General features: G+C 42.0%; 17 protein-coding genes. 1 reads left to right on the forward strand and 16 read right to left on the reverse strand.

The window, feature by feature from the left end:
* Positions 1-206: 206 nt before the first annotated feature.
* The 16 genes from HC752_RS22660 to HC752_RS22735 all read right to left on the reverse strand — a co-directional run bounded on the left by HC752_RS22660 (position 207) and on the right by HC752_RS22735 (position 18,839).
* Positions 207-725: an Hcp family type VI secretion system effector gene (locus tag HC752_RS22660; protein ID WP_190337472.1), complete on the reverse strand. Its 519-nt coding sequence runs from the start codon at positions 723-725 to the stop codon at positions 207-209.
* Positions 726-1,133: 408 nt separating this feature from the next.
* Entirely contained in the window at positions 1,134-2,075 is a 942-nt protein-coding gene (locus tag HC752_RS22665) for a hypothetical protein (RefSeq protein ID WP_190337473.1), read from the reverse strand.
* A 21-nt stretch (positions 2,076-2,096) separates the two neighbouring features.
* The gene (locus HC752_RS22670; protein WP_190337474.1) at positions 2,097-3,038 is read right to left on the reverse strand and encodes a hypothetical protein; all 942 of its coding nucleotides are present in this window, start codon (positions 3,036-3,038) and stop codon (positions 2,097-2,099) included.
* A gap of 21 nt (positions 3,039-3,059) precedes the next feature.
* Positions 3,060-4,001, reverse strand: a complete 942-nt coding sequence (locus HC752_RS22675) for a hypothetical protein (RefSeq protein WP_190337475.1) — start codon at positions 3,999-4,001, stop codon at positions 3,060-3,062.
* Between the two features lie 30 nt (positions 4,002-4,031).
* Positions 4,032-7,553 carry a toxin VasX gene (locus HC752_RS22680; protein ID WP_190337476.1) on the reverse strand — a complete coding sequence of 1,174 codons (3,522 nt, stop codon included), beginning with the start codon at positions 7,551-7,553 and terminating at the stop codon, positions 4,032-4,034.
* The gene (locus tag HC752_RS22685) at positions 7,540-8,442 is read right to left on the reverse strand and encodes a DUF4123 domain-containing protein (RefSeq protein ID WP_190337477.1); all 903 of its coding nucleotides are present in this window, start codon (positions 8,440-8,442) and stop codon (positions 7,540-7,542) included. The genes HC752_RS22680 and HC752_RS22685 overlap by 14 nt, the downstream gene beginning before the upstream one ends.
* A gap of 5 nt (positions 8,443-8,447) precedes the next feature.
* Complete coding sequence (locus HC752_RS22690) at positions 8,448-10,562, reverse strand: type VI secretion system Vgr family protein (protein ID WP_190337478.1); 2,115 nt, start codon at positions 10,560-10,562, stop codon at positions 8,448-8,450.
* Between the two features lie 182 nt (positions 10,563-10,744).
* Positions 10,745-11,263 (reverse strand): Hcp family type VI secretion system effector, encoded by a 519-nt coding sequence (locus tag HC752_RS22695; protein ID WP_190337479.1) that lies wholly within the window; start codon positions 11,261-11,263, stop codon positions 10,745-10,747.
* A 565-nt stretch (positions 11,264-11,828) separates the two neighbouring features.
* Complete coding sequence (gene pyrE, locus HC752_RS22700; RefSeq protein ID WP_190337480.1) at positions 11,829-12,503, reverse strand: orotate phosphoribosyltransferase; 675 nt, start codon at positions 12,501-12,503, stop codon at positions 11,829-11,831.
* On the reverse strand, positions 12,496-13,530 hold the full coding sequence (gene pyrD, locus HC752_RS22705; RefSeq protein ID WP_190337481.1) for a dihydroorotate dehydrogenase (quinone): 1,035 nt from the start codon (positions 13,528-13,530) through the stop codon (positions 12,496-12,498). The genes pyrE and pyrD overlap by 8 nt, the downstream gene beginning before the upstream one ends.
* The gene (locus tag HC752_RS22710; protein ID WP_190337482.1) at positions 13,520-13,807 is read right to left on the reverse strand and encodes a SemiSWEET transporter; all 288 of its coding nucleotides are present in this window, start codon (positions 13,805-13,807) and stop codon (positions 13,520-13,522) included. Before HC752_RS22710 ends, pyrD begins: the two co-directional genes overlap by 11 nt.
* Positions 13,804-14,817, reverse strand: a complete 1,014-nt coding sequence (locus HC752_RS22715) for a pyridoxal-phosphate dependent enzyme (RefSeq protein WP_190337483.1) — start codon at positions 14,815-14,817, stop codon at positions 13,804-13,806. Before HC752_RS22715 ends, HC752_RS22710 begins: the two co-directional genes overlap by 4 nt.
* Positions 14,818-16,017 carry a M24 family metallopeptidase gene (locus HC752_RS22720; protein WP_190337484.1) on the reverse strand — a complete coding sequence of 400 codons (1,200 nt, stop codon included), beginning with the start codon at positions 16,015-16,017 and terminating at the stop codon, positions 14,818-14,820.
* Entirely contained in the window at positions 16,007-16,396 is a 390-nt protein-coding gene (locus tag HC752_RS22725) for an NUDIX domain-containing protein (protein WP_190337485.1), read from the reverse strand. Before HC752_RS22725 ends, HC752_RS22720 begins: the two co-directional genes overlap by 11 nt.
* Positions 16,393-17,829 carry a 4-hydroxyphenylacetate 3-hydroxylase family protein gene (locus HC752_RS22730; protein ID WP_190337486.1) on the reverse strand — a complete coding sequence of 479 codons (1,437 nt, stop codon included), beginning with the start codon at positions 17,827-17,829 and terminating at the stop codon, positions 16,393-16,395. Before HC752_RS22730 ends, HC752_RS22725 begins: the two co-directional genes overlap by 4 nt.
* 614 nt (positions 17,830-18,443) lie before the next feature.
* Positions 18,444-18,839: a ParB N-terminal domain-containing protein gene (locus HC752_RS22735; protein WP_190337487.1), complete on the reverse strand. Its 396-nt coding sequence runs from the start codon at positions 18,837-18,839 to the stop codon at positions 18,444-18,446.
* A 631-nt stretch (positions 18,840-19,470) separates the two neighbouring features.
* Between HC752_RS22735 and HC752_RS22740 the strand changes: the two genes are divergently transcribed.
* Entirely contained in the window at positions 19,471-21,108 is a 1,638-nt protein-coding gene (locus tag HC752_RS22740; RefSeq protein ID WP_190337488.1) for a bifunctional metallophosphatase/5'-nucleotidase, read from the forward strand.
* The last annotated feature ends 703 nt before the right edge of the window (positions 21,109-21,811 follow it).

Consider the following 21,811-nt stretch of genomic DNA (forward strand, 5'->3'; position numbering starts at 1 on the left):
GATAGCGAAAGCCATGACAGCCTTGAAAATCCGAGAGGGATTCTAGCCCCTGATACTCGCGCACAATCAAGGTATCCGAAGCCAGTCCTTCGACATCCAATGAGAAGTTTAAGGTGCCCATGCAGTCAATCCGTTAAGCCAAAGTTCGTTCAACGAGAAAAAGCAAAGCCCCGTTGGGTGGCTTTGCTTGAAAGGTATGGGTTGAATTACGCTTCAACCGGCTTACGCCAATCGTCGGTTCCTGATGTGCCCGCGTTAACGTGATCCCAATTGATCTTGCGGTACGACATAGAAACGGTCACGTTCTGTGTAAAGTCTGACTTAGTTGGGTCTTGGCAGTGGGGCATTTCACAGTGAATGTCCACAATCGAAGCGCTTTCCAACACTGTGGTAAAGAAGTTCTCTTGCTTACCTTCAATGGAGGTGCGATACCATTTCAGTTCAACTTTGCTCATCTTTTCGCCAGACGCGAGCGCGTTGTACAGTAGAGGTACGGCTTTGTTCAGCGCCACGGTAAACTGGAACGGCTTATGAACACGTTGACCAGAAGGTTGACCAGACTGCGGGTCGGTTGGCACGGTGACGTTGTGGTTGAATTCTTGCACCAGCATTTGGTCTTCGTGCCCTTCAACAAAGGCATCACCAATAGAGTCGGTAGAAAGCGCGCCAGCGGTGATAAGCCCCTGAGTCTCGCCTTCGATAGAGATGTAACATGGAGTCGGCATAGTCAATCCTCATAAACAGGGGCTGTCCCCTTAGCGAATAAAAACGTTATTGTTTGGTTATTGAGTCGTATCTGAGTGCGGCGTGGCACCAGACACACCCCACTACAGAGCAAGGGGTATGCCAGAATGGAATGTTTATATAAAACAGAGAGTTGTGTGGATCTTGCTAGAGTGCAAAGCAAATAATTGCTTGTGTATGAGCGAATAATTGCTTGGGTAGCGAGAATGTGCCTGGATCGGTGTCACAAACTATTTTCGGTGGCTTACGCTATTCATCCCTTGATAGCTGGCTTTGGAAAAACCCAACGGTTGCCCTTTAGAAAAAAAGACGTGTGAGTGCTGGGTTTCTGCTTGGTGTAGCGCTCAGAGTGATAAATAGCATTTGTCATTTATACGCTGCCGTTAAAGCTACTCAAAAATATCAATGCTTAACCCTGTTGTTGGGAGTCCGCGTTGCTTGGTTCTTAATTCCGAAAGCGTTACCTCAAACTCCTCATCCGTCATATCTCGCCAGTACCTTGGCTTTCTGCCGGTTTGTTCGTCATGCGCTGCGGTAACCGGATCTTTTGGCCTCGCAGGTTCAAGGATCATGATGTCTGGTATCGGTTGGCTCACGTCCATATAGCGTTGAATCATGTTCCATAGGCGATAGTACTCGCCAACAGGTTGATTTGGTCCTATCAAGGTTCCAATGGGTACGCCAAACGAGTAACCCATATAGCGATGCACCAAAAACAAGCTGTAGCTTAAGTGTCCTTGATGAGAAGGGGCAGACATCAATACGCAGTCAAATTCAATGAATGGGTGGGTAAAGCGAACTTTGTTGCCTTTTTTATACAGCGTGACCATGCCAGTTTTACGGCTCAGATCAAAAGACCGTTTACTCTTAAGAAACGGCGCTAAGAACAAATACCCTCGAGAAACCAGTATAAAGTGCAAATAAACAACCGCAGAGGGGACAAAGAAATATGAGATGCTAGTAATTATTGCAACAAGTAAATCTGCAGTAATTGGAGTATCGGGATTAAAAAATGGGAGAGATGAAGCAAGAACCATTATCGGAACTACAACATAAAGAAACCCCTTGGCTATTGTGACCAAAAAAAAATAGAGCTGCGACCAAGCGGATAACGATTCTTGCTGCAGGGCACGTTCATTCCAAAACATACTTTTTGAGGTATCTTTCTCCATTTCACGAAAATCTGAAGGCTTTAAGTTTTCGATGCACGAGACCGAAACCACCGAGCTGGCTTTGGAAAAGCCCAACGGTTGCCCTTTGGAAAAAAAAGACGTGTGAGTGTTGGGTTTCTGCTTGGTGTAACTCTCGGAGTTATAAATGGAATTTATCATTCATATATGCCGCATCTAGTGCTACTCAAAAATATCAATACTTGGTCCTGTTGTAGGTAGCTCGCGTTGCTTGGTTCTTAATTCCGAAAGCGTTACCTCAAACTCCTCATCCGTCATATCTCGCCAGTACCTTGGCTTTCTGCCGGTTTGTTCGTCATGCGCTGCGGTAACCGGATCTTTTGGCCTCGCAGGTTCAAGGATCATGATGTCTGGTATCGGTTGGCTCACGTCCATATAGCGTTGAATCATATTCCATAGGCGATAGTACTCGCCAACAGGTTGATTTGGTCCTATCAAGGTTCCAATGGGGACGCCAAACGAGTAACCCATATAACGATGCACCAAAAACAGGCTGTAACTTAAATGTCCTTGGTGAGAAGGGGAAGACATCAATACGCAGTCAAATTCAATGAATGGATGGGTGAAGCGAACTTTGTTGCCTTTTTTATACAGTGTGACCATGCCAGTTTCGCGGCTCAGATCAAAAGACCGTTTGCTCTTAAGAAACGGTGCTAAGAACAAGTACCCCCTAGAAACCAGTACAAAATGAAAGTAAATAACCGCAGAGGGGACAAAGTAGTAAGAGACGATAACAATTGTCTCAATAAACAATTCGATAGTAATTGGAATGTCAGGGTTAAAAAATGGGAGAGTAGAAAATAAAGTTACAAGAGGAACCACAAAATAAAGAAAGCCCTTAGCGATTGTGGCCAGAAAAAAATAGAGCTGTGACCAAGCGGACAAAGATTCTTGCCGTAGTGCTTTCTCATCCCAAAACATGCCTCTTGAGGTGTCTTTCTCCATCTCCCTAAAATCTGAAGGCTTTAAGTTTTCGATGCACGAGACCGAAACCACCGAGCTGGCTTTGGAAAAGCCCAACGGTTGCTCTTTGGAAAAAAAAGACGTGTGAGTGTTGGGTTTCTGCTTGGTGTAACTCTCGGAGTTATAAATGGAATTTATCATTCATATATGCCGCACCTAGTGCTACTCAAAAATATCAATACTTGGTCCTGTTGTAGGTAGCTCGCGTTGCTCTGTTCTTAATTTGGATAGCGTTTCCTCAAACTCTTCATCCGTCATATCACGCCAGTACCTTGGCTTTCTGCTTGTTTGTTCGTCATGCGCTGCGGTAACCGGGTCTTTTGGCCTCGCTGGTTCAAGGATCATGATGTCGGGTATTGGTTTGCTCACGTCCATATAGCGTTGAATCATGTTCCATAGGCGATAGTACTCGCCAACAGGTTGATTTGGCCCTATCAAGGTTCCGATGGGTACGCCAAACGAGTAACCCATATAACGATGCACCAAAAACAGGCTGTAACTTAAATGTCCTTGGTGAGAAGGAGCAGACATCAAAACGCAGTCAAATTCAATGAATGGGTGGGTGAAGCGAACTTTGTTGCCTTTTTTATAGAGTGTGACCATGCCAGTTTCGCGGCTCAAATCAAAAGACCGTTTGCTCTTAAGAAACGGGGCTAAGAACAAGTACCCCCTAGAAACCAGTACAAAATGAAAGTAAATAACCGCAGAGGGGACAAAGAAATATGAGACGTTTATAGCTGAGTAGATAAATAAATCGACAGTGATTGGTATATCGGGATTAAAAAATGGGAGAGTAGAAAATAAAGTCACAAGAGGAACCGCAACATAAAGTCCAACTTTAGCCATTGCTACTAAAAAGAAATAGAGCTGTGACCACATCGATAAGGACTCTTGCCGCAGGGCTTTCTCATCCCAAAACATGCCTCTTGAGGTGTCTTTCTCCATTTCACGAAAATCTGAAGGCTTTAAGTTTTCGATGCACGAGACCGAAACCACCGAGCTGGCTTTGGAAAAGCCCAACGGCTGCCCTTTGGAAAAAAAAGACGTGTGAGTGTTGGGTTTCTGCTTGGTGTAACTCTTTGAGTTATAAATGGAATTTGTCATTTATTGCGTTTTCTCTATCGGTTTCGGTTTTTATGGTCGCACAATGGCAACCCCCCTGAGCCAATCCTCGTCCTTTTTATTAAACTTTGGAGTGCTACTGACTTTTGAGTTATCAAACGTTTCATCCAACTCCGGCCCAGGGTAAATCGTATCGTTTGCTCTAAGCCGGACGCGAATGCTAAATGCTTTAAAATAAGTGTGAGTATAAGCTCTACTCTTAAACATGTCGGTTTCAAAGCTTGTACTTTTTAAAGGAAGATCATGTTTTACAAAAAAGGCATACCCGTCAAACGTATTTACTGTTTTTAGCACCCTTAAGTTGTTTGAGCGCGCCTCCGAAAGTTTGGCGGAGTAAGAAATCCCCCTACGGCTGGTCTCTTTCGTTTTCCGCCAGATTCCCTGCCTCGCAAAAAACTCTATCCTCAATTTTTCCTTATTGAACAGAGACGCGAGATTGGTGTTCACCCATATCACGTGTGTCGCCCCTAATGCTTTCACTTCCTCGGTAATGGAGGCGGGTAATTCCGTTTGCTTTTCAATTGCGTACGATTTGATCGAAATATTGAACATTAACCCAATAAATCGGTTAAATGCGGTTTTTGGATCTTGCAAATGCTTGTATTTTTTTGATGGGTCTTTACCAAAAGGACCGTTTTTTAACCATACTTCAATCGGTGCATCCTTAAAAATGGTGTAAAGCACGAACCCGAGCACGGCTATCCCCACCCCTATCCAAGCTATGGGACCAAGGCCCAGAAAAGTGGCAGACGAGGTAAATAACCCTGTTGCTAGGGTGGTGACCAGCGTGCCCATTGCAACCATCCCCATTGCCAAACCCGCATCGGTATCGTTTGATTCGAAGAGGCGGTAGCTGTCCCAAGCAGCTATGCCTGCAGTCAAAAGTCCCCCAAAAATCCCAATGGTCCCTAACCGGCTAATATTACTGACTAAGGTCGTTGTACCGTTTTGAAAGGTAAAGCGGGCAACAAGGCTCGGTGGAAAACGTACAAAAGTCTTAGCGCTATTGATGGCAAAGGAAGACGCATTAGATGTGTAAAAGTTTGCCGAGTGCGCCAGCGCGACACCTAAATCTAAAGTAGCGCTAAACGCATTAGCGATAGAGTGCAAGCCATTCTTCTTATCAATCATGTTTTTAAAGTGTTGCAAATTATTGATCAAATTTATCGTTTCAATCACCGTGATAAGGTATGGGACTTTCAGTGCTTCATAGATTTTACTTCCTGTCTCCCCTTTTTTGCCAATGTCTTGCAATGTTCTTTGTGTGGCTTCCCTATTTAAAGCCTCGGCGACTTCGGAACCTTCCGGTACCACTACCACTTTAAGGGGGAGCTTTTCACCAACACTTTTGGTCCCGGATATCACATCGTTCGAATGAAACGCCTTTTTCCCAGTAGAGGCGATCAGTTTTCCATTTTTATCGAACAAACGCCCCATAGGGGTTTTATTTTTCTTACTTTGTATATGCTTGCGTTCTACATCCAACACGCCGTAACTCAACCCGTGGCCATGCACGCCAACCACTGCGCCTTTTAATTCAGCACCCCCAACAGGTACATAGGTCATCTCGCCCCACAGTTTTGAATTTGTGGACTTTAACAATGCGAGAACGGGTGCATAAGCTGAATTGAACTCCAGCACTTTAGCGTGTTCACTAATACTTTTAGATAACGCAAGTACTGCGTCGAAGTAGCCTCGTAAAATGCCATCGGCTGTGTTTGAAATTCGGCGTGCCGTAGCGAAAGGACCTTCGGAATTGTCATTTGCCTTAGCCATGAATGCTAAGTCCATGACCTTGAGTGCGTCATCCTCGATGATAAAGTGTTCACTTTCCCACTGCGCGAGGGATTCAGGAGTCGCGAATCCCGTTCCTGAATTGAATGGCTCTGGCGGCGTGTATTTATCTTCCAACGAAACCAGCTCCGTCGATGGGAATAAAATTTTATGGAGCGGGTGAGGGCTGCCGCTTTTGAGGATATGTCTTACCGTCGGCATGAAGCTCACAGGCTTTTTATCCTCTGGAATCGTCATCGAATCAAGGTTGTCGATATCCATGCTTAATGCGGTTAAGCCATACCCCGCAATGACATGAGCCGCAGAAGCATTGACTCCATTAAGTGAACTGATGTCGCGAAGCACTTGTGCGGTGCGTGTGTCGTTCATTTTTAGTTCTACGGCTTCCTGAATTTTTTTTACATCTCGCACACAGATCTGCCGTTCAATGGTTCTCATTGTGCGATGGAATCGCCCTCCCCAATACGTATCGAACTCGTCTTTATGTTCGTAGAATGGGTTCTCTTGCTCGCCAAATTTTTTTGGCAAAACAAATCGTTGAACCAGCTCAGCGCATTGGAAATACTCTTGTTTAGACATATCCGTATAGACTTGCTGCAAATAACCAATGCCATACATCACCGTAAAGGCGTTGTGCCTCAGGTCAAACAAAGGGTCATCTAGAACAATGGCTCGGAGCTTGCGCTCGCGTGCGTCAGCCAAACAATCTTGAAGTGCGTCAGTCTTCCATGCGTCTTCGCTGGCACTTTCTGGTGAAACAATCGCCTCTAGAGCCGCGTGCTTCATTCCGTATTCGTATTGGTAAGTTTCATTGTACCTGAGGGCATCTAACGCACTTTTCCCATCAGCAGCAATGGTTTTGAATTTGCTTTTTATTTCTTGGTATTGGTTATTAAGCCACTGACCAGATAGGTCATGGTTTAGGTACCTAGGTTCTGCACAGAAAAGTTCAATCTCAGGCTGGCGAGCTCTCATCTCGGGCAACGTATTGGCATTAAGAACGTCAATATGGTCTTTCACATTTAGCCTATGAAAGGCGACCAGACGCTTTGAGCGATCGTATTCATTGGATTCTAGGTAATTTAAATACTGCGCACTCCATTGAACTTCAGAATAGGCAAAATGAATTCTTGCTCCTCTTCCATTCGCTTTTGCTGGTACCCAAATATCGCTAATGGGTAAGCCTTCAGGTTCTCTCTCTTCGATTTTGAAAGGTTGATCGGTAGCTTCTCGGTACTTATACAGATCGACGTCTCGGAACTTAATGGAGCCATCTTCTTGCGTACGAACTTCAATTTCTCGCCACGCTTTATGGTTGTAGAAAACATAGAGGTACCCGTTACGGACGGGGGCTATTCGATCCTTGTAATCTAAATTTTCATCAAACGTAGGCAGCAGTGTGAGTGGAACGATGGAATGAAGTAAGTAATGTTGCTCGCCAGATTGTCTCTCGCTTGGCTGTATGTTTGGGTATAACGGTAGGGTTATTTGGCCATTTTCCTTCGACACCGCCAACCAAGCATTAATAGGGGCTTGTTGTGCCGACCAATCCCAACTGTTGATTGTTGTATTGTCAAGCGAGTCCGTTTCGATTTGCTGCTCTAACCATTCCTGTCGGATCTGATCGGTTTCATCGTAGAACATGATCGATTGCTCAGGATTGTGCTGAATACCGCTGACTTCGACGAATACTTTCTTCGACTCACAGGCTGGTTTTGAGCTGAGCTTATTCACCGACATAGTGCTTGTCCTCAATCATTTTTTGTTCAAGAGCGTGAAATTTGGAATCCAGATCCAGTGTTTCTAAATGCATCACACTTTCTATATCTTCAGGGGATGCGCCATATTGGTCGCATAGTTGAAAGAATCTGTGGATGTCATTTGGGGGGGTAAGCCCAAGATTTTCAGAGTGCATGTAAAGCGTTCGATACCGCATCCATTGTTTTTCATTACAATGAGTTATAGATTGTTTAGACAAATACTCACCAATAATTTTGTCGTCATAAAGGCGTTCAAGAGCGATTTGCTGAGAGGGGGAAAGTACTTTTTGTGTGTTTGCTTTCGAGCTGTTAACTTCCGTGCCTTCTGCTGAGTTTTCGAAAAAACAGACAGAACCGCTGTTTGGAGAGTACGATGGCGAAATCCAAGTAACCTGCTTGATGATGCCAAGCCAAGCTTGGGTATCCATTGGGTTGGATTGACCAAAGAAATAGTGCGCAATTCGTGAGTTGTAAAAGTGAAAGACGCCCCTTCTCGCTCCATCAAAAGAGATCGTGAGACCAGTTCTTAATTGACGAAGAAGATGCTTGAATGACAATGATGTTGGAACAGACACAAGAATCCAAGACCAATCAAAATCTGAGGGCGTTCCCTCTGTCAGTCGCCTAAATAGCTTGCTTTTTATGTCACACCTAGCGACCACTGGGCTAATGGACAAGAACTCCTCAAGCACGCTTTCGGCATAAAGAGGTTCTATTTCAGCCGTCTCGGCAAGCTCATACAACGCTTGAGCAGTTGAAGCGCTATAAGATGCAATGATGTAGTGCTTCAAATCGTTCTGGTTCGGATCCAGCAGAGTGGAGCGTACCTTCGTATTGTTTGCTTCCGACATGGTAATCAAGTCCGACATATAGCTCACTTCCGGCAAGGGCAGTTTGTTAACGGACACGAACCATCGGGTTGCCTTTGGCAGATCTCGGTGATTGCCATATCCGACGTGTTGTCACTTTGGATTCGCTGCATGAGTACTGGGGTTGCAGGAACCAGGCTTTGTAGAGAAGCGACAGAAGGAGAAAACGCTTGCACCACTGGCGCAGCCAACCCTTCTAACGTCAAAGGCAACTTGGCACCTTGCCCACCAAATCCGCTTCCGCTGCCCGCGCTGCCGCCTGAATTGAGATTGATTTTTGACCCAACCACGTGCACGCCTGCGGGATCCACCTTCACAAAATTGCCACCGACTTTTAATGTGAGTTCGCTGCCTGCCTCCAGCACAATTTTTACGCCGGATTTTAGGTGAATTTCCGTCGCGGCTTCGCTTGCCCAGTTACTGCCGGCCTTTTGGTGAATAGAGCCGTCTACCACCAATGATTGATCGGCGGCGATTTTGGTGCGGCTTTCTCCGCCTACGGCTAAATGGCGAGCGTTTTTGATGTGGGTGAATTGATCGTTGTCGACCGTTGTGTGCTCGTCGTGCCGTATGTGGCTTAGGCTGTTGTTTTGAACGTCTCGCTCCAAATCTTTTTGGGCATGCAAGTAGATTTTTTCGTTGTCGGCTTGATCGTCAAAGCTAAATTCGTTGAACCCTTCGCCTTGGTGCGTTTCTGTACGAATCACCGTTTTGGTTTTGTTGTCAGGCAAAGCATAAGGAGGCGTATTGATGGCGTGGTAAGTTCGCCCCGTGATGATCGGCTGGTCATGGTCGCCATTCAAAAAAGAGACAATCACCTCGTGACCGATTCGTGGGATGGCCATTGTACCAAATTGGCTGCCTGCCCATTCTTGGGACACTCGCACCCAGCAAGAGCTGTGTTCATCTCCGTTTGAATAGCGATCCCAAGGGAAATGCACTTTCACACGACCATGTTCATCACAAAATATTTCTTCACCTTCGGGGCCGACAACCAGAGCCATCATGGGTCCATCGACGTGTGGTTTTGGTGAGGGGGTGGCACGCCACTGCCTATTAGCAGGGATCACGGTGAATTGGTTGCTGTAAGTAGTGGCGCCACTGCCGCCTTCTTCTTCTAATGCTTGGGGCTGCGAACCCGAATGCGTGACCTTGACCACAATCCAAGCTCGGTTGCATTTAGGATCTAGGTGATCGGTGAGCGTAAATTTCACACCCGCTTGCAAGCCGGCATGGTTACTTTTCCCACGCGCCGTGTGGGCGGCTCGGCGAAGGTATTCCAAACGGTATTGACTGAAGGCTTGGCCGCTTTCATCGTCTTTGTAGCGGGCTGGCGCATCGTAATGTTCGTACCCATCGCGTTGATAGGCCAGATCGTTACCCAGTTTTTCTTGTTTGAACGAATAGGTGGGTTTCTTAAAACTGTATTCTTGAAACGTCACGTTGGTCGCGTCTGAACGGACTCTTTCTGTGAGCCCGAAAACATAAGGGGTATCGATTTGTCCCCCCGCCAATGCGTTATACGTTACTGGAAGCGGTAGGGCGTCGTAGGTTTGGCTATCGTCACTAAAGACGACGGTGTGCTTGCCTACTTCGTGTGTAAATCGGTACACCAAGCCTTCTTCTGCCGCCAAACGGTGCATAAACTCAAGGTCGGTTTCGCGGTATTGCACGCAAAACTCTCTTGGCTGACAGGATCGTTTTAGGGAAAAAGCATAATCGTTGATGCCCATTTCCTGAAACAACACCGACAAAATATCCGGCACACTCTGATGTTGAAAAATTCGGCTGTTTTGACGTAGGGACAAACGCTCTATGGCTGGGACTAATGTGAGCGTATAGAAGGTATGTTGACGACCCGTATCGCCTTTATAAAAAGCACGGACAATACCGTGAACGGTTTGTGTTACTTCACCATTTTGAGTGATGGTGAGCCAAGCATCTTTGTCGATAACCTGATCTGGCTGAATGTCCATAGAACGGCTAGCAAGCTTAATCTCGTATCTAAAACCGTGGCATTGACCCTCGTTTGAAAGAGACTCCTGTCCTTGATATTCGCGTACAATCAAAGTATTTGGAGCTAAGCCTTCGACATTCAGAGAGAAGCTTAATTTGCCCATGCAGTCATTCCGTTTAGCGATCGAACTGATTAAATATCTGCATTAAAGGTGCAGAGAAAGAAAATGCAAAGCCACACAGTGTGACTTTGCTATCATGCGAACAACCTATTCCGTATGGGGAGTGCACCAACGAGATGGGGAGCAAATCATTAGCGCAAATACAGTGTTGGTCGATTGCTTGATTATGCTTCGACCGGTTTACGCCAGTCGTCCGTACCCGATGTACCTGCGTTTATGTGGTCCCAGTTGATCTTACGGTAAGACAGAGACACGGTAACGTTCTGAGTAAAATCAGAATTGGTTGGATCTTGGCAGTGTGGCATCTCGCAGTGGATATCTACGATAGAAGCGCTCTCAAGAGAGGTAGTGAAGAAGTTCTCTTGCTTTCCTTCGATGGATGTACGGTACCATTTCAATTCAACCGATTTCATTTTCTCGCCCGATGCCAATGCGTTGTACAACAACGGAACCGCTTTGTTCAGGGCAACAGTGAACTGAAATGGTTTATGAACACGTTGTCCCGATGGCTGACCCGACTGAGGATCCGTAGGGACCGTTACGTTGTGGTTAAATTCTTGGACCAGCATTTGGTCTTCATGACCTTCAACAAACGCATCACCGATAGAATCGGTAGACAGTGCGCCAGCAGTAATAAGCCCCTGTGTTTCACCTTCAATGGAGATATAACATGGAGTTGGCATATTCAATTCTCTTTTGACTTGGGCTGTGCCTAATTCAGCAATAACCCCGTTTTAATTAATCTATTAATAACAAATAGACGTGTGCGTAATTCGCTTGTTCAGTTGTCAATCGACGTATTGAATAAAGCAACCGCCGTGCCAAATAATAAATACTTTAAAATCAATAACTTATTAGGGTGGTAAGGTGTGGTTGAGCAAGTAATTGCTTTTTGTTGGGCAATTTGTTGCTCGAATAGCGAAAAAATGCCTGGATCAACATCACGAGGTGATGAATTTCCATGTAGTAAGCATTCAATTATTCATCGTGAGGTGAATGCAATAAGAAATGAGGAAGGGGAGCACACACGTTGTAAATAAGGGCGCGGTTTCAATAAAATCGCGAACTTGTCTTAGTATGTAACGCTCCAGCAAGATGAAGGCTTTTTAAAATGTGTCCCCAGTTGTTTGCGTTACTTGAGTTATTTGTAAAAACAAAAATAAAAGAGTCGCTGCGAAAAATGGCAAGCAGCGACTTAATTATCAAACAAGGGATTCGAAAAAATATTAGAATTCGAAAAATATTAAATTAGCGGCTTAGAATATGTTGATTGACCACCCCATATTTATCTAGGTAACCTTTCATTTCATTAACGATTAAAATATTCTCTGAACTTTTAGAAAGACTACAAATTATATCGGTAACAGATGAAATCGAGATTAATGGGCAGGAAAAGTGTTCTTTACAATATTGTGCCGCCGAGATTCCAGTGTCTGCCCCTGTTTCTTGCCTATCTACTGCGACAACAAAGCCAGAAACCTTTCCTCCTGCCTGCTCGACCAAAGTAATACTGTCCTTGACGGTAATACCTGATGTCACCACATCATCAACGATAAGGACTTTTTTGCCGGTTAAGTTGGCTCCAACGAAGGAACCGCCATCACCATATGTTTTTTCTTTTTTTCTGTTAAAACAAAACTCTACCGTATTCCCTGTTATGGCTTGAATAGAATTTGCGACCCCTATAGCAAGGGGGATCCCCTTATACGCGGGACCAAATACAACATCATAATCCACTTCGGAATCCACAATTTTTCTGGCATAAAAATCGCTTACGGCTTGCAGTGATTTTGTATTGTCAAGCTTTCCAAAATTAAAAAAATATGGGCTCTTACGACCCGATTTAAGTGTAAAATCGCCAAAGACAGCAATATCTTGTTCTATTAAGTATTGGGCAAACTCTATAGAAATATGTTTAGACATTACTTAACTCCCTTTTTATATCTTTTATTGAGTAATATCCTTCTGCTATCATTTTTTCTTCCAAACTCTGAAGGATATTATTAATCACATTTGGACCTTGATAAATGAAGCTGGTGTAAACTTGTAACAAATCAGCACCCAATTTTAAGCGCATATAGGCATCTTCACCGCTTTCTATACCTCCAGATGCAATAATGACTTTTTTGCCGTACAACACTTTCGATACTCGTGACAAAAATTCATATGATTTTCTTTTCAATGGTGAGCCAGACAGACCGCCAATAACTTCTGAGTATTTAGTCGGAAGCATTGTTCGATCTACCGTGGTATTACTGACAATAACACCATCTATATTGGATTCAGATAAGTAGTCTAATAGCTCCAATTCCAAGGCTAAGTCGTTGTCTGGTGAAATTTTGACAACAATAGGCTTTATGCATTTGCAATCATGCTGAAAGTCTCTAATACGACTAATAATGGGATGTAGCTCTTGAGGCGAATGTAAGTTTCTAAGACCATCTGTATTTGGAGAAGAAATATTCAGCGTAATATAGTCGGCTTCCTGATTAAATACTTCTATACCTCGAAGAAACCCCTCTACATAGTTGAAATTCGATTTGTTCACTCCCAAATTTATCGCGGTCACACAGCAAGACTTGGCTTTTTTTAATCGAGATAAGACTTTTTCTGCCCCGTCAGAGTTAAAGCCATATCTATTTATAATCGCTTTTTCCTCACTTAAGCGAAAAAGTCTAGGCTTTGGATTTCCAGGTTGAGGTTCAGGTGTGACTGACCCAACCTCAATGTGACTAAACCCGATGTTACCAAGCCCTTGTATGGCTTTGCCATTTTTGTCAAATCCAGCCGCTAACCCTATAGGATGTTTAAAATGAAGGCCTAATACGTTATTGGAAAAATCTACCTCGCTAGACTCATAAACGCGTCTCTTAGGATAATATTTTAACCCTTGAATCGCGATATCATGGGCTACCTCTGGAGGCAAAAGACGGAGAGTTTTATGAAGCACTTGAGCCCTCCACCTTCTTTTGATTTATCACATCAATTACCTTCATCGCGAATATGATGGAGGAGAGTATGACTGTTAAAGTATTGGCGATGATCATTGGTATTGATTCGAGAAATACACCATAACTTAGCCAGCATAGAGTTCCGATTAAGAATAAAGAATACATGCCAAGGGAAATACTCGAAGTATCCCTAATTTTTATTGTATGCAACACTTGAGGAAGAAAACTGACAGTTGTTAATGTTGCGGCTATGTAGCCCAAAATTTCTAAATTCATTCTTTGTTACTCCAATGATATGCGTAGGTCGAGATTCGATCGTGTAATATTTCTGAACTTAATATGTTCACATTATTTTCTTCCAACCAGTTTTCATCGTAAAACTGATCGAGGTAATTCACTCCAGTATCTGGGCAAATAGCCATTGCAGAATTCACATAATCTAGTTGTAATCCAATTAATGCGCCCATAATGCTCAAACCTGAAGAACCACCAAGTAGTATTCCGTTACTTTTAGCCATTTCATGACAAATTGTGAAGGCTTCTTCGTCTGAGATGTTTTCTGTGAAATCTATATTTGTTTCGTCAAGATTACTTGAGCGCCAAGATAAGCCCGCACCGTTGACTAAATAGGGTTTAAATTTTTTATTTAATATGGCCGAACCCACAACATCACAGGCAACTGTCAATATTGTATCGTTTAATTGTTTAACTCCATTCGCAATCCCACTCATATGACCGCCAGTACTAATTGCGCCTGAGATCAGGTCAACATTCATACTCGCTACTTCCTTGGAGGTTGTATTGTAATGGTATGTTGGATTATCCGAATTTTCATATTGATTGGGCCAGTATGTATCTGGTTTCTTTAAAAGATACTCTTTAACTTTCTCTATTCTTGTTGATTGATATCCGCCGTTTGAATCCTTCTCTGTCACCAGAATGACGGTTGCTCCAAACGCTTTAAACCAATTCAATGCCGACGAACTGACCTTAGGATCGACCACGATGACAACGTTAAAGCCCATACTCGCCCCAAGCATTGCGAGAGATTTACCTAGGTTGCCGGAAGTGGATTCGATAACAGTCCCCCCTTTTTTAAGCCTTCCTGATTTAAATGCCTCATGAATTAACCCTAAAGCCGTTCTGTCTTTGATACTTAGATTAGGGTTAAATTGCTCTAATTTGACAAATAGCTTCTTCCCGTCAGGAATGAGTGGGTGGTTTATTTTTACAATAGGTGTGTTGCCAATTGTTTCGGATATATTATTACAAATTGTTGTAATCATTTATTTAACGACTCTTAGACAGGGGATAGGGCGACTAGTCAGTAGCCTGTTTTCGTGTTCACCAATGTAAATTGGATCTTCAATATGAAGAGCCCCAAAACCGAGCTCGTAATATGGCGTTTCTATAGAGAGCACCATGCCAACTTCAATCACAGTATCGTCTTTAGGCTGTAGAATTGGCATCTCGTATGGTTCATGTCCTATTCCATGTCCGACATGGTGTCGTCTATAGTGCGGAACTCCATTTTTTTGAGCGACCTCCATCATCAAGTGGAATACATCCGAAGCCTTCATCCCCGGGCGAATTAATTCAACCGCACTTTGCATTGATTTTTGTAGGCCAGAATATATTTGTTCCGCTCGATCGGTTACTTCTTTATAAGGATAGACTCGGGCAATATCGGACCAAAACCCCTGATAACAGGCATCTGAATCAAACCAGATAAGATCACCGGCTTTGAGTTTTATATGATTCTTTTGAGTTCGTTGACCGCCGACAGCGGCTCTACCAATTTTGACCATAGTCAAAGCCGGCTTCGCCCCGTGTTTGACGAGTTCAATCTCGAAAATAACGCGAATGTCCTCTTCAGACATGCCTTCTTCAAGATTCTGCAATACAGAGTCAATGGCACGTTCATTAATCTTGGCAGACTCAGAGAGCATTTCTATTTCATACTCTGTTTTAAAAACTCTTACTTTCCTTATGAGACTGGCCAAAGGTTCTACTGTGAAATTTTCATTTGATGCAAGTAATTGACGTGTTTTTTGGGGAGTCGCATCTTCATCAATCGCTATGTTTAAATGTTTTCCACCACGATAAGTCTCTAGTAAAGAAAGCAATGCAGAGGCAGCAGTTTCAAAGGATAACTCAGTATTTGAGTAATCTTTTAACTCAAGTTCTTCGTCGGATAATTCTGCACCACAATGTTCTCGATAGAATGTTCCAAACGTCCTTACTTCAAGTAAATTCGATTTACAATCTTGTACCTGATCAACTTCGGCTACAGGCACAACCACCGAAATCTTCTCAGTGCTATCTTTAAAAATAACGACATACGACTCGCCGTAATAAGGGTTGAGCGTTTTTACAACTGGATTATAACCAGTAAAATAATTAATATTTTCTTTTGTGGAAGCGACAACAATATCGATATCGTTGTCGATCATTTGCTTCTTTAATTGAATATGGTTATAGATCATAACCTAACTCTCTCATAATAATTGTAACGGCTGGTGCTATCTCGTGTTCTTGTGAGATTAAGCTGCGAACAGGAAACCACTTGAGTTGCCTTATCTCGCTTTTGGCTTTAGGTTCGATAAGGCGTTCTGTTGTAGTAAAAACAGACATCGTAAAATGACTGGAACTATCATGATTCGGGACTTTCAAAGCGAGCCGCTGATCCAACCGATCTCTATTAAGTCTGATGTCAATTTCTTCATCGATTTCACGAATGAGTGTATCCAGCTCACTTTCCCCTATTTCATTTTTTCCTCCAGGAAAGTACCAGCACGGCTTATTTTTAGGCTGGATGAGTAAGACTTCCTCATCGCGAACAGCCACTAAGCAGGAACATTTCAAGCTAGCGCTCCACTAATAATCTCATTGGTCAGTTTGTCGGGTGTGTTGATGTCATAGGCTTTGTAGTGCATTCCTGCAATCCTCATTGGATCACCAGCATGGTAGAACTCATAGCTTAATTGTCGCTGACCAAATGCATCACCACTTAAATCCCAAGCCAAGTTCAACAGTACAGAGCGCTCTTTTGCACTGATTTGGGGGCTATCGAGCGCCTCTATCAATATGGAGGCGTTGTCCCCTTGAAAGTCGTCTTTGTGTGGTACAGCAAGCATTGACCCAGCAGCAAAAGACTGTATAGCTTGCGTCATCGATTGATACCACTTAGGGAAGTGATAGCGTAATGCTTGGATAGTGGTGATATTAGGAGTAAGAACTCCGTTGCTATCTTTTGTCGCCGAATGTTCAGTCAGCAGAATGGCTCCCTTGACCAGCTCAAGGCTTGTCGTCATTTCACCAAGCTTTTCCTGTACATTAGGGAACTGAGCCAACCCCATATTTTCGGCAAGTTTAATGGCAGTGCCAGTCACTAATTCCGCTTTTGTTAGGCCTCTAACAATACCCTGATGACCTGTATGGTTTCGCGCAAACGATTTATCGTAAAAGGCATTGGATTTCTCGACGTTTTTATAAACTAAAACTCGATCCCAAGGTATTTCGACATTATCAAGAACTAAATAAACATCTATTTCATCAAAAAGAGAGGCAATCGGATGGTCAAATTGGCTGTAACCTGGATGGTTAAGCGGCTTTCTGCAGATTTGCTTTACACCCTTTAGCCCCACTGGCAGGCTAAATGCCACTGCGTATTCTTCGTCACCCTCTTTTAACCCAGGCATATTGAAAACGAGTAGTTCGTCAACAATTGGACCTAGCGTGACGATCATTTTTGCACCAGATACAACAATCCCATTTTCGTTCTCACTTACTACTCTAACCCCCGCATATTGGTTGTCGATGGCACCGATGTTCTTACTTCGATCGATCTGAGGATTAATGGCTGCATGACCAATAAAAAGATTATTGGACTTACAGTATTCATAATAATCTGCGGCATTTTTCGCATAATTGGCTCGTGTGTCTTGGCCAAGAATATGAGCATTGGATGCCAATGCAACAATTGCGGAGTTAATAAAGTCGGGCGTTCTTCCCAGCATCCCGTATGAGAGCTCAGATATGGATTTGTAGCATTCCCGTTTGCGTTTAAGATCATCCAATGTTTTCGGAAACATTAGACTCATTGCGCATCTATTTCCGTGTTCGTCTATAAATGTGTGAACATCTTGATGCTCTTCCTGAGCATTGTAATAGGATTTGATCATTTCGATCGCACCAATAAATGTAGGCTCTTTACTTACATCATCTATTAACTCACCATTTACATATATTTCACGACTATCTGACGTGATTCTACCTATGTAATTATCTGAAAGCATGTCAACCCCTTAAACCATATCACCAATTAAACATTTTTCATCAACACCAAGTTTTCTTACTAAATTCTTGATGTCATCAACCATATGTTGAGAACCATATATGTGGATATATTGCTATTTTTTGTATTTATATGTGGCGTTTCCTATCTTTTCTTTAAATTATTTACTTTATTTAATGAAAGATAAGTTATCTATGATTATTAGCATGGCTAATACTAGTAATCATAGAAACTAATGAATAGCCACCAAGACTTTTATTCATCGAATAGAAATGAATATTTTTACATTTGATTTATTTATACCCAGAGCTAAGTATTGTTCTCCAATGCTGAAGGTTGTTTCAGGTACAATGGTGACCTTACTAGAGCAAACTGGTTTCTAAACATCTTGACCTTCTGCATAAACAACATAGACGATCTCAGACGTTAAACTATTTTCAATAATACTGTGTGATACAGAATCTCCAGTCCCAAATCCTATAAATAGTTCAATGCAACAATCCCAATCATAACCTTCTATAGAATTTGATATTGAATAATATCTAACATTGTCTAAGTTACCGTAAAGCTTTGAATGTTTTCTTTTCTTGACTTGGTATAAATAGAAGTCTTGCTTTAAATAAGGCTGTCTAAATTTAGCTTGCTCGATGGTAAATGTGTGCAAATTAAATGTCGTGTAGATTTTATAGGCAGCAATTTCCCAGATTCAGCCGCTTCTAATATATCGATATGATTTATTGCTTCCCCTGTTTTCCAACTTACAATCGATATGTCATTACTTGAGTAACATGCTGTATAGCAAGGTATTTTATCCAGATTTAACTTCCTTGCTGCCTCATAGCGATGGTGACCATCCATAATGGTATTTGTTTCTCTATCTATAATAATTGGCTCTAACCATGCACCTGTTCTAACAATCGAATCATATACAGACTTGACATTTAATGGGTCTACATGTTCATGGGGCTTTAATTTTCTGACGTCTATTAATTCAAATATGAAATTGTTCAAAATAATCTATTCCTTATAATAATCACACTCATAGTACCTATATAATAGATACTACGTATTTAAGTACGATATTAAGCATTTATTAATGTATTTATTAATCTAATGATGCATGACTTAAGAATAACTATGCAATTATAATATTGTAAACATTTACTTCAATTAATTATTTTCTATATTCTGACTTTATATGAAAAAATTCCCACATTAATCTTATTGTTTTTAGACTCACTTCAAATTTTTTATTTGCTATTTTTTATGTAAATACTTTAGTTCGACTTATATTAATTGTTGATATAACAAATTGTTACGAATATAATTATTCTGGATCCTCTCTGAATAATTTGATAAGAAGAATATTTATATTATTATATAGGTTCTCCATACGGTTTAAAATAAAGATTCACAATGCTTTTACACTTTTTTAATAGTATTGAAGATATGGTTAACGTTATAACTTTCGTAAATTTATAGTGTAATAAATAACCAGTTTTTTATAGGGGAACTTGGCACTTTTCTGTTCTTAAGTCATGTTATGCTATAACAAGTTATCTATAGGTTTTTTTAAAATCTTTGATCGTTACCATCTCGATTTTTTATAAACTAGAATTTAGCTTGTATTACTTAGGTTAAAATGAAGACATTTACGCTACACCATATCAACGACACTCACTCCCACTTCCAAAGTCAAGAATTAGATCTGAACCTAGCCATTGATGATGATATTTTGAGCGTCAAAGTTCTCGCAGGTGGGTACGCTTTACTCAAGAGTTACGTTACAGGCTACTCTATTAACGAAACACGTTTTTTCTTCCATGCTGGCGACTGTTTTGAAGGGACATTGGAATTTAGTTATTTTAAAGGTAAAGTTAATTCATGCCTTGCTAGTCAGCTAGAGCTGGACGCAATGGTGATAGGAAATCATGAATTTGATACTGGAGATGACTATTTATCAGACTATATAAGTAATATTAATTTCCCGATTATTTGTTCCAATATGGAACTGCCTACCTCTGGTACACCACTCAATAAGCATGACACATCCTCACTCATATGCATCGGGAATAAAGACGAGACACCTCCATTTAGGTTAGTTAGCAAGAAAGGGATCAGTATTGCAGTTATCGGTGTTACAACAGACGCCATGCATGATATTGCAGCCCCTTCTCCTGGGTTAAAGTTTCACGATCCTGTTGTGACTGTAGAACGCGCCGTAAGGAGGGTAAGGCAGGTCACTTCTGCTCCCATTGTTTTATTGAGCCATTTAGGGTTTGAACGCGATGTTGAACTAGCGCATGCTGTACCGGAAATCGATTTTATCATTGGTGGTCACAGTCACACCCTTTTAGGAGACTTTACAAACTTAGGGATTGAAAGCTCAGGTCCTTATCCATATCAGGTTGGATCTACATGCATACTGCAAGCGGGGTGCAACAGCCAGTTTATCGGGGAATTAATCGTACACTCAGATCCTCTCGATAAAGCCTTCAACGTCACGGGTTCAAATAAACTGCTGATTGATATCGACTCAGTATCAAAGCTCAATAATTTTTCTGAGAAGTTAACAGACGACATCCTTTTGTTTCTGAGCAATCAAACAAATGTTGCATTGGTCTATGAAGATCAAGAAATCGCGGGCACATTACAGAATAGGTTTTTGCCAGAATTAACGCACTACTCGGAAGATGAACTGGCAACGAGCTACAAGCACATTCTTCACACCCGCATTCCATCGAATGGCGTGGGTAGCGAACTGGCTACTTTGATAGCCAAAGCCATGTTGGTTTACGTGAGTGATCAACTCAACATTACCGCCGACTTTGCCATTATTAATGCAGGTGCAGTACGTGCAGGATTGGAACCCGGAGTCATAACGTCAGGCGATATTTCTGGTAAAGTTCTGCCGTTTTCTATTACGCTTGACGTCTTAACATTAAAAGGAAAATTCTTAAAAAACGCGCTGTTTTCATCACTGGTCAATGCGTATTCCTGTAGTTCTAAAACCGGTAGTTACCCTTATCTATATAACCTTGCTATTGGTTATACCTTGGAAAATAGTTATCCCATGAACTTTGGTTGTAAGGCCGATAAAGGGCATAAAGAAACCGATCTTATAGACGAACAGGAATACAAGATAGTAACGACAAGTTACTTATCCAAAGGTAAAGAAGGGTATCAGGATCTAAGGACTAACCGATTGGAGCGCTTGGAGACGAATGTTTTTTTGTATGATGCATTTATTGGTTACCTAAAAAAATACGGTTTGTCTTAATAAACGTATTCACACTCGGTCTTGCAGGGCGCGGCATATGCTTGTCTGCTTGGCACGATTGAGGTGGATACTGCTCCAGCGAAACAAGTGTTACCGTCCTCAACCTGTTTTGGAGGTGCTATGCGAGACAACAGGATTTATTTACCTTGATGTCAGGGAAGCGTCCATATATGTCCCTTTAATTCTCTTGGTATTTAGTCAATAAGATGGATTTTCTTATTATAATAATGGAAAAAGGACAGTCGCTTTAAGAAAACATTATTTTCTAGTCTAATGTGTTGATGGGGAATTAGTAAATCGAAATTGTGGTTGACTAGCATTGTCAACGAAAAAAAATCAGATATTTTGCAGTCTATACGCTTGTCAGACGAATCTTATCGATACGGGTAGAACTTGTTATGAGCGACAAGAAGACACTTTAAACCTTTTCTAAAAGTGTGCGTACCCATTATTTAATTACTCATAATAATCCAATAATTCATCTAGTGTTCTTTGAAGTATTTTTCTTCTGAAATCGCTTTTAATTGAAGTGATTTTTGGTGTTATTTTATTATATAGTTCCCTTACTTGGGATCCCTCAGGGACAGTCACTTTAAGAAAAACCGACTTCTATCAATTACATAACCATGATTGAACTGCCACAAATTCAAATCTGAGTGCTGTTCTATTCGATGCAATAAGAATAGTGTAATAATCACACACT

It is taken from the genome of Vibrio sp. S9_S30, from assembly GCF_014694455.1.
Taxonomy (GTDB): Bacteria; Pseudomonadota; Gammaproteobacteria; order Enterobacterales; family Vibrionaceae; genus Vibrio.

Coding starts and splice junctions, on each gene's coding strand:
- HC752_RS22730 (WP_190337486.1), bottom strand. CDS start 17,829: ATGCTTTCAGATAATTACATAGGTAGAATCACGTCAGATAGTCGTGAA.
- HC752_RS22715 (WP_190337483.1), bottom strand. CDS start 14,817: ATGATTACAACAATTTGTAATAATATATCCGAAACAATTGGCAACACA.
- HC752_RS22660 (WP_190337472.1), bottom strand. CDS start 725: ATGCCGACTCCATGTTACATCTCTATCGAAGGCGAGACTCAGGGGCTT.
- HC752_RS22740 (WP_190337488.1), top strand. CDS start 19,471: ATGAAGACATTTACGCTACACCATATCAACGACACTCACTCCCACTTC.
- HC752_RS22685 (WP_190337477.1), bottom strand. CDS start 8,442: ATGTCGGACTTGATTACCATGTCGGAAGCAAACAATACGAAGGTACGC.
- HC752_RS22720 (WP_190337484.1), bottom strand. CDS start 16,017: ATGATCTATAACCATATTCAATTAAAGAAGCAAATGATCGACAACGAT.
- HC752_RS22680 (WP_190337476.1), bottom strand. CDS start 7,553: ATGTCGGTGAATAAGCTCAGCTCAAAACCAGCCTGTGAGTCGAAGAAA.
- HC752_RS22710 (WP_190337482.1), bottom strand. CDS start 13,807: ATGAATTTAGAAATTTTGGGCTACATAGCCGCAACATTAACAACTGTC.
- HC752_RS22670 (WP_190337474.1), bottom strand. CDS start 3,038: ATGATAAATTCCATTTATAACTCCGAGAGTTACACCAAGCAGAAACCC.
- pyrE (WP_190337480.1), bottom strand. CDS start 12,503: ATGTCTAAACATATTTCTATAGAGTTTGCCCAATACTTAATAGAACAA.
- HC752_RS22690 (WP_190337478.1), bottom strand. CDS start 10,562: ATGGGCAAATTAAGCTTCTCTCTGAATGTCGAAGGCTTAGCTCCAAAT.
- HC752_RS22675 (WP_190337475.1), bottom strand. CDS start 4,001: ATGACAAATTCCATTTATAACTCAAAGAGTTACACCAAGCAGAAACCC.
- HC752_RS22695 (WP_190337479.1), bottom strand. CDS start 11,263: ATGCCAACTCCATGTTATATCTCCATTGAAGGTGAAACACAGGGGCTT.
- HC752_RS22665 (WP_190337473.1), bottom strand. CDS start 2,075: ATGATAAATTCCATTTATAACTCCGAGAGTTACACCAAGCAGAAACCC.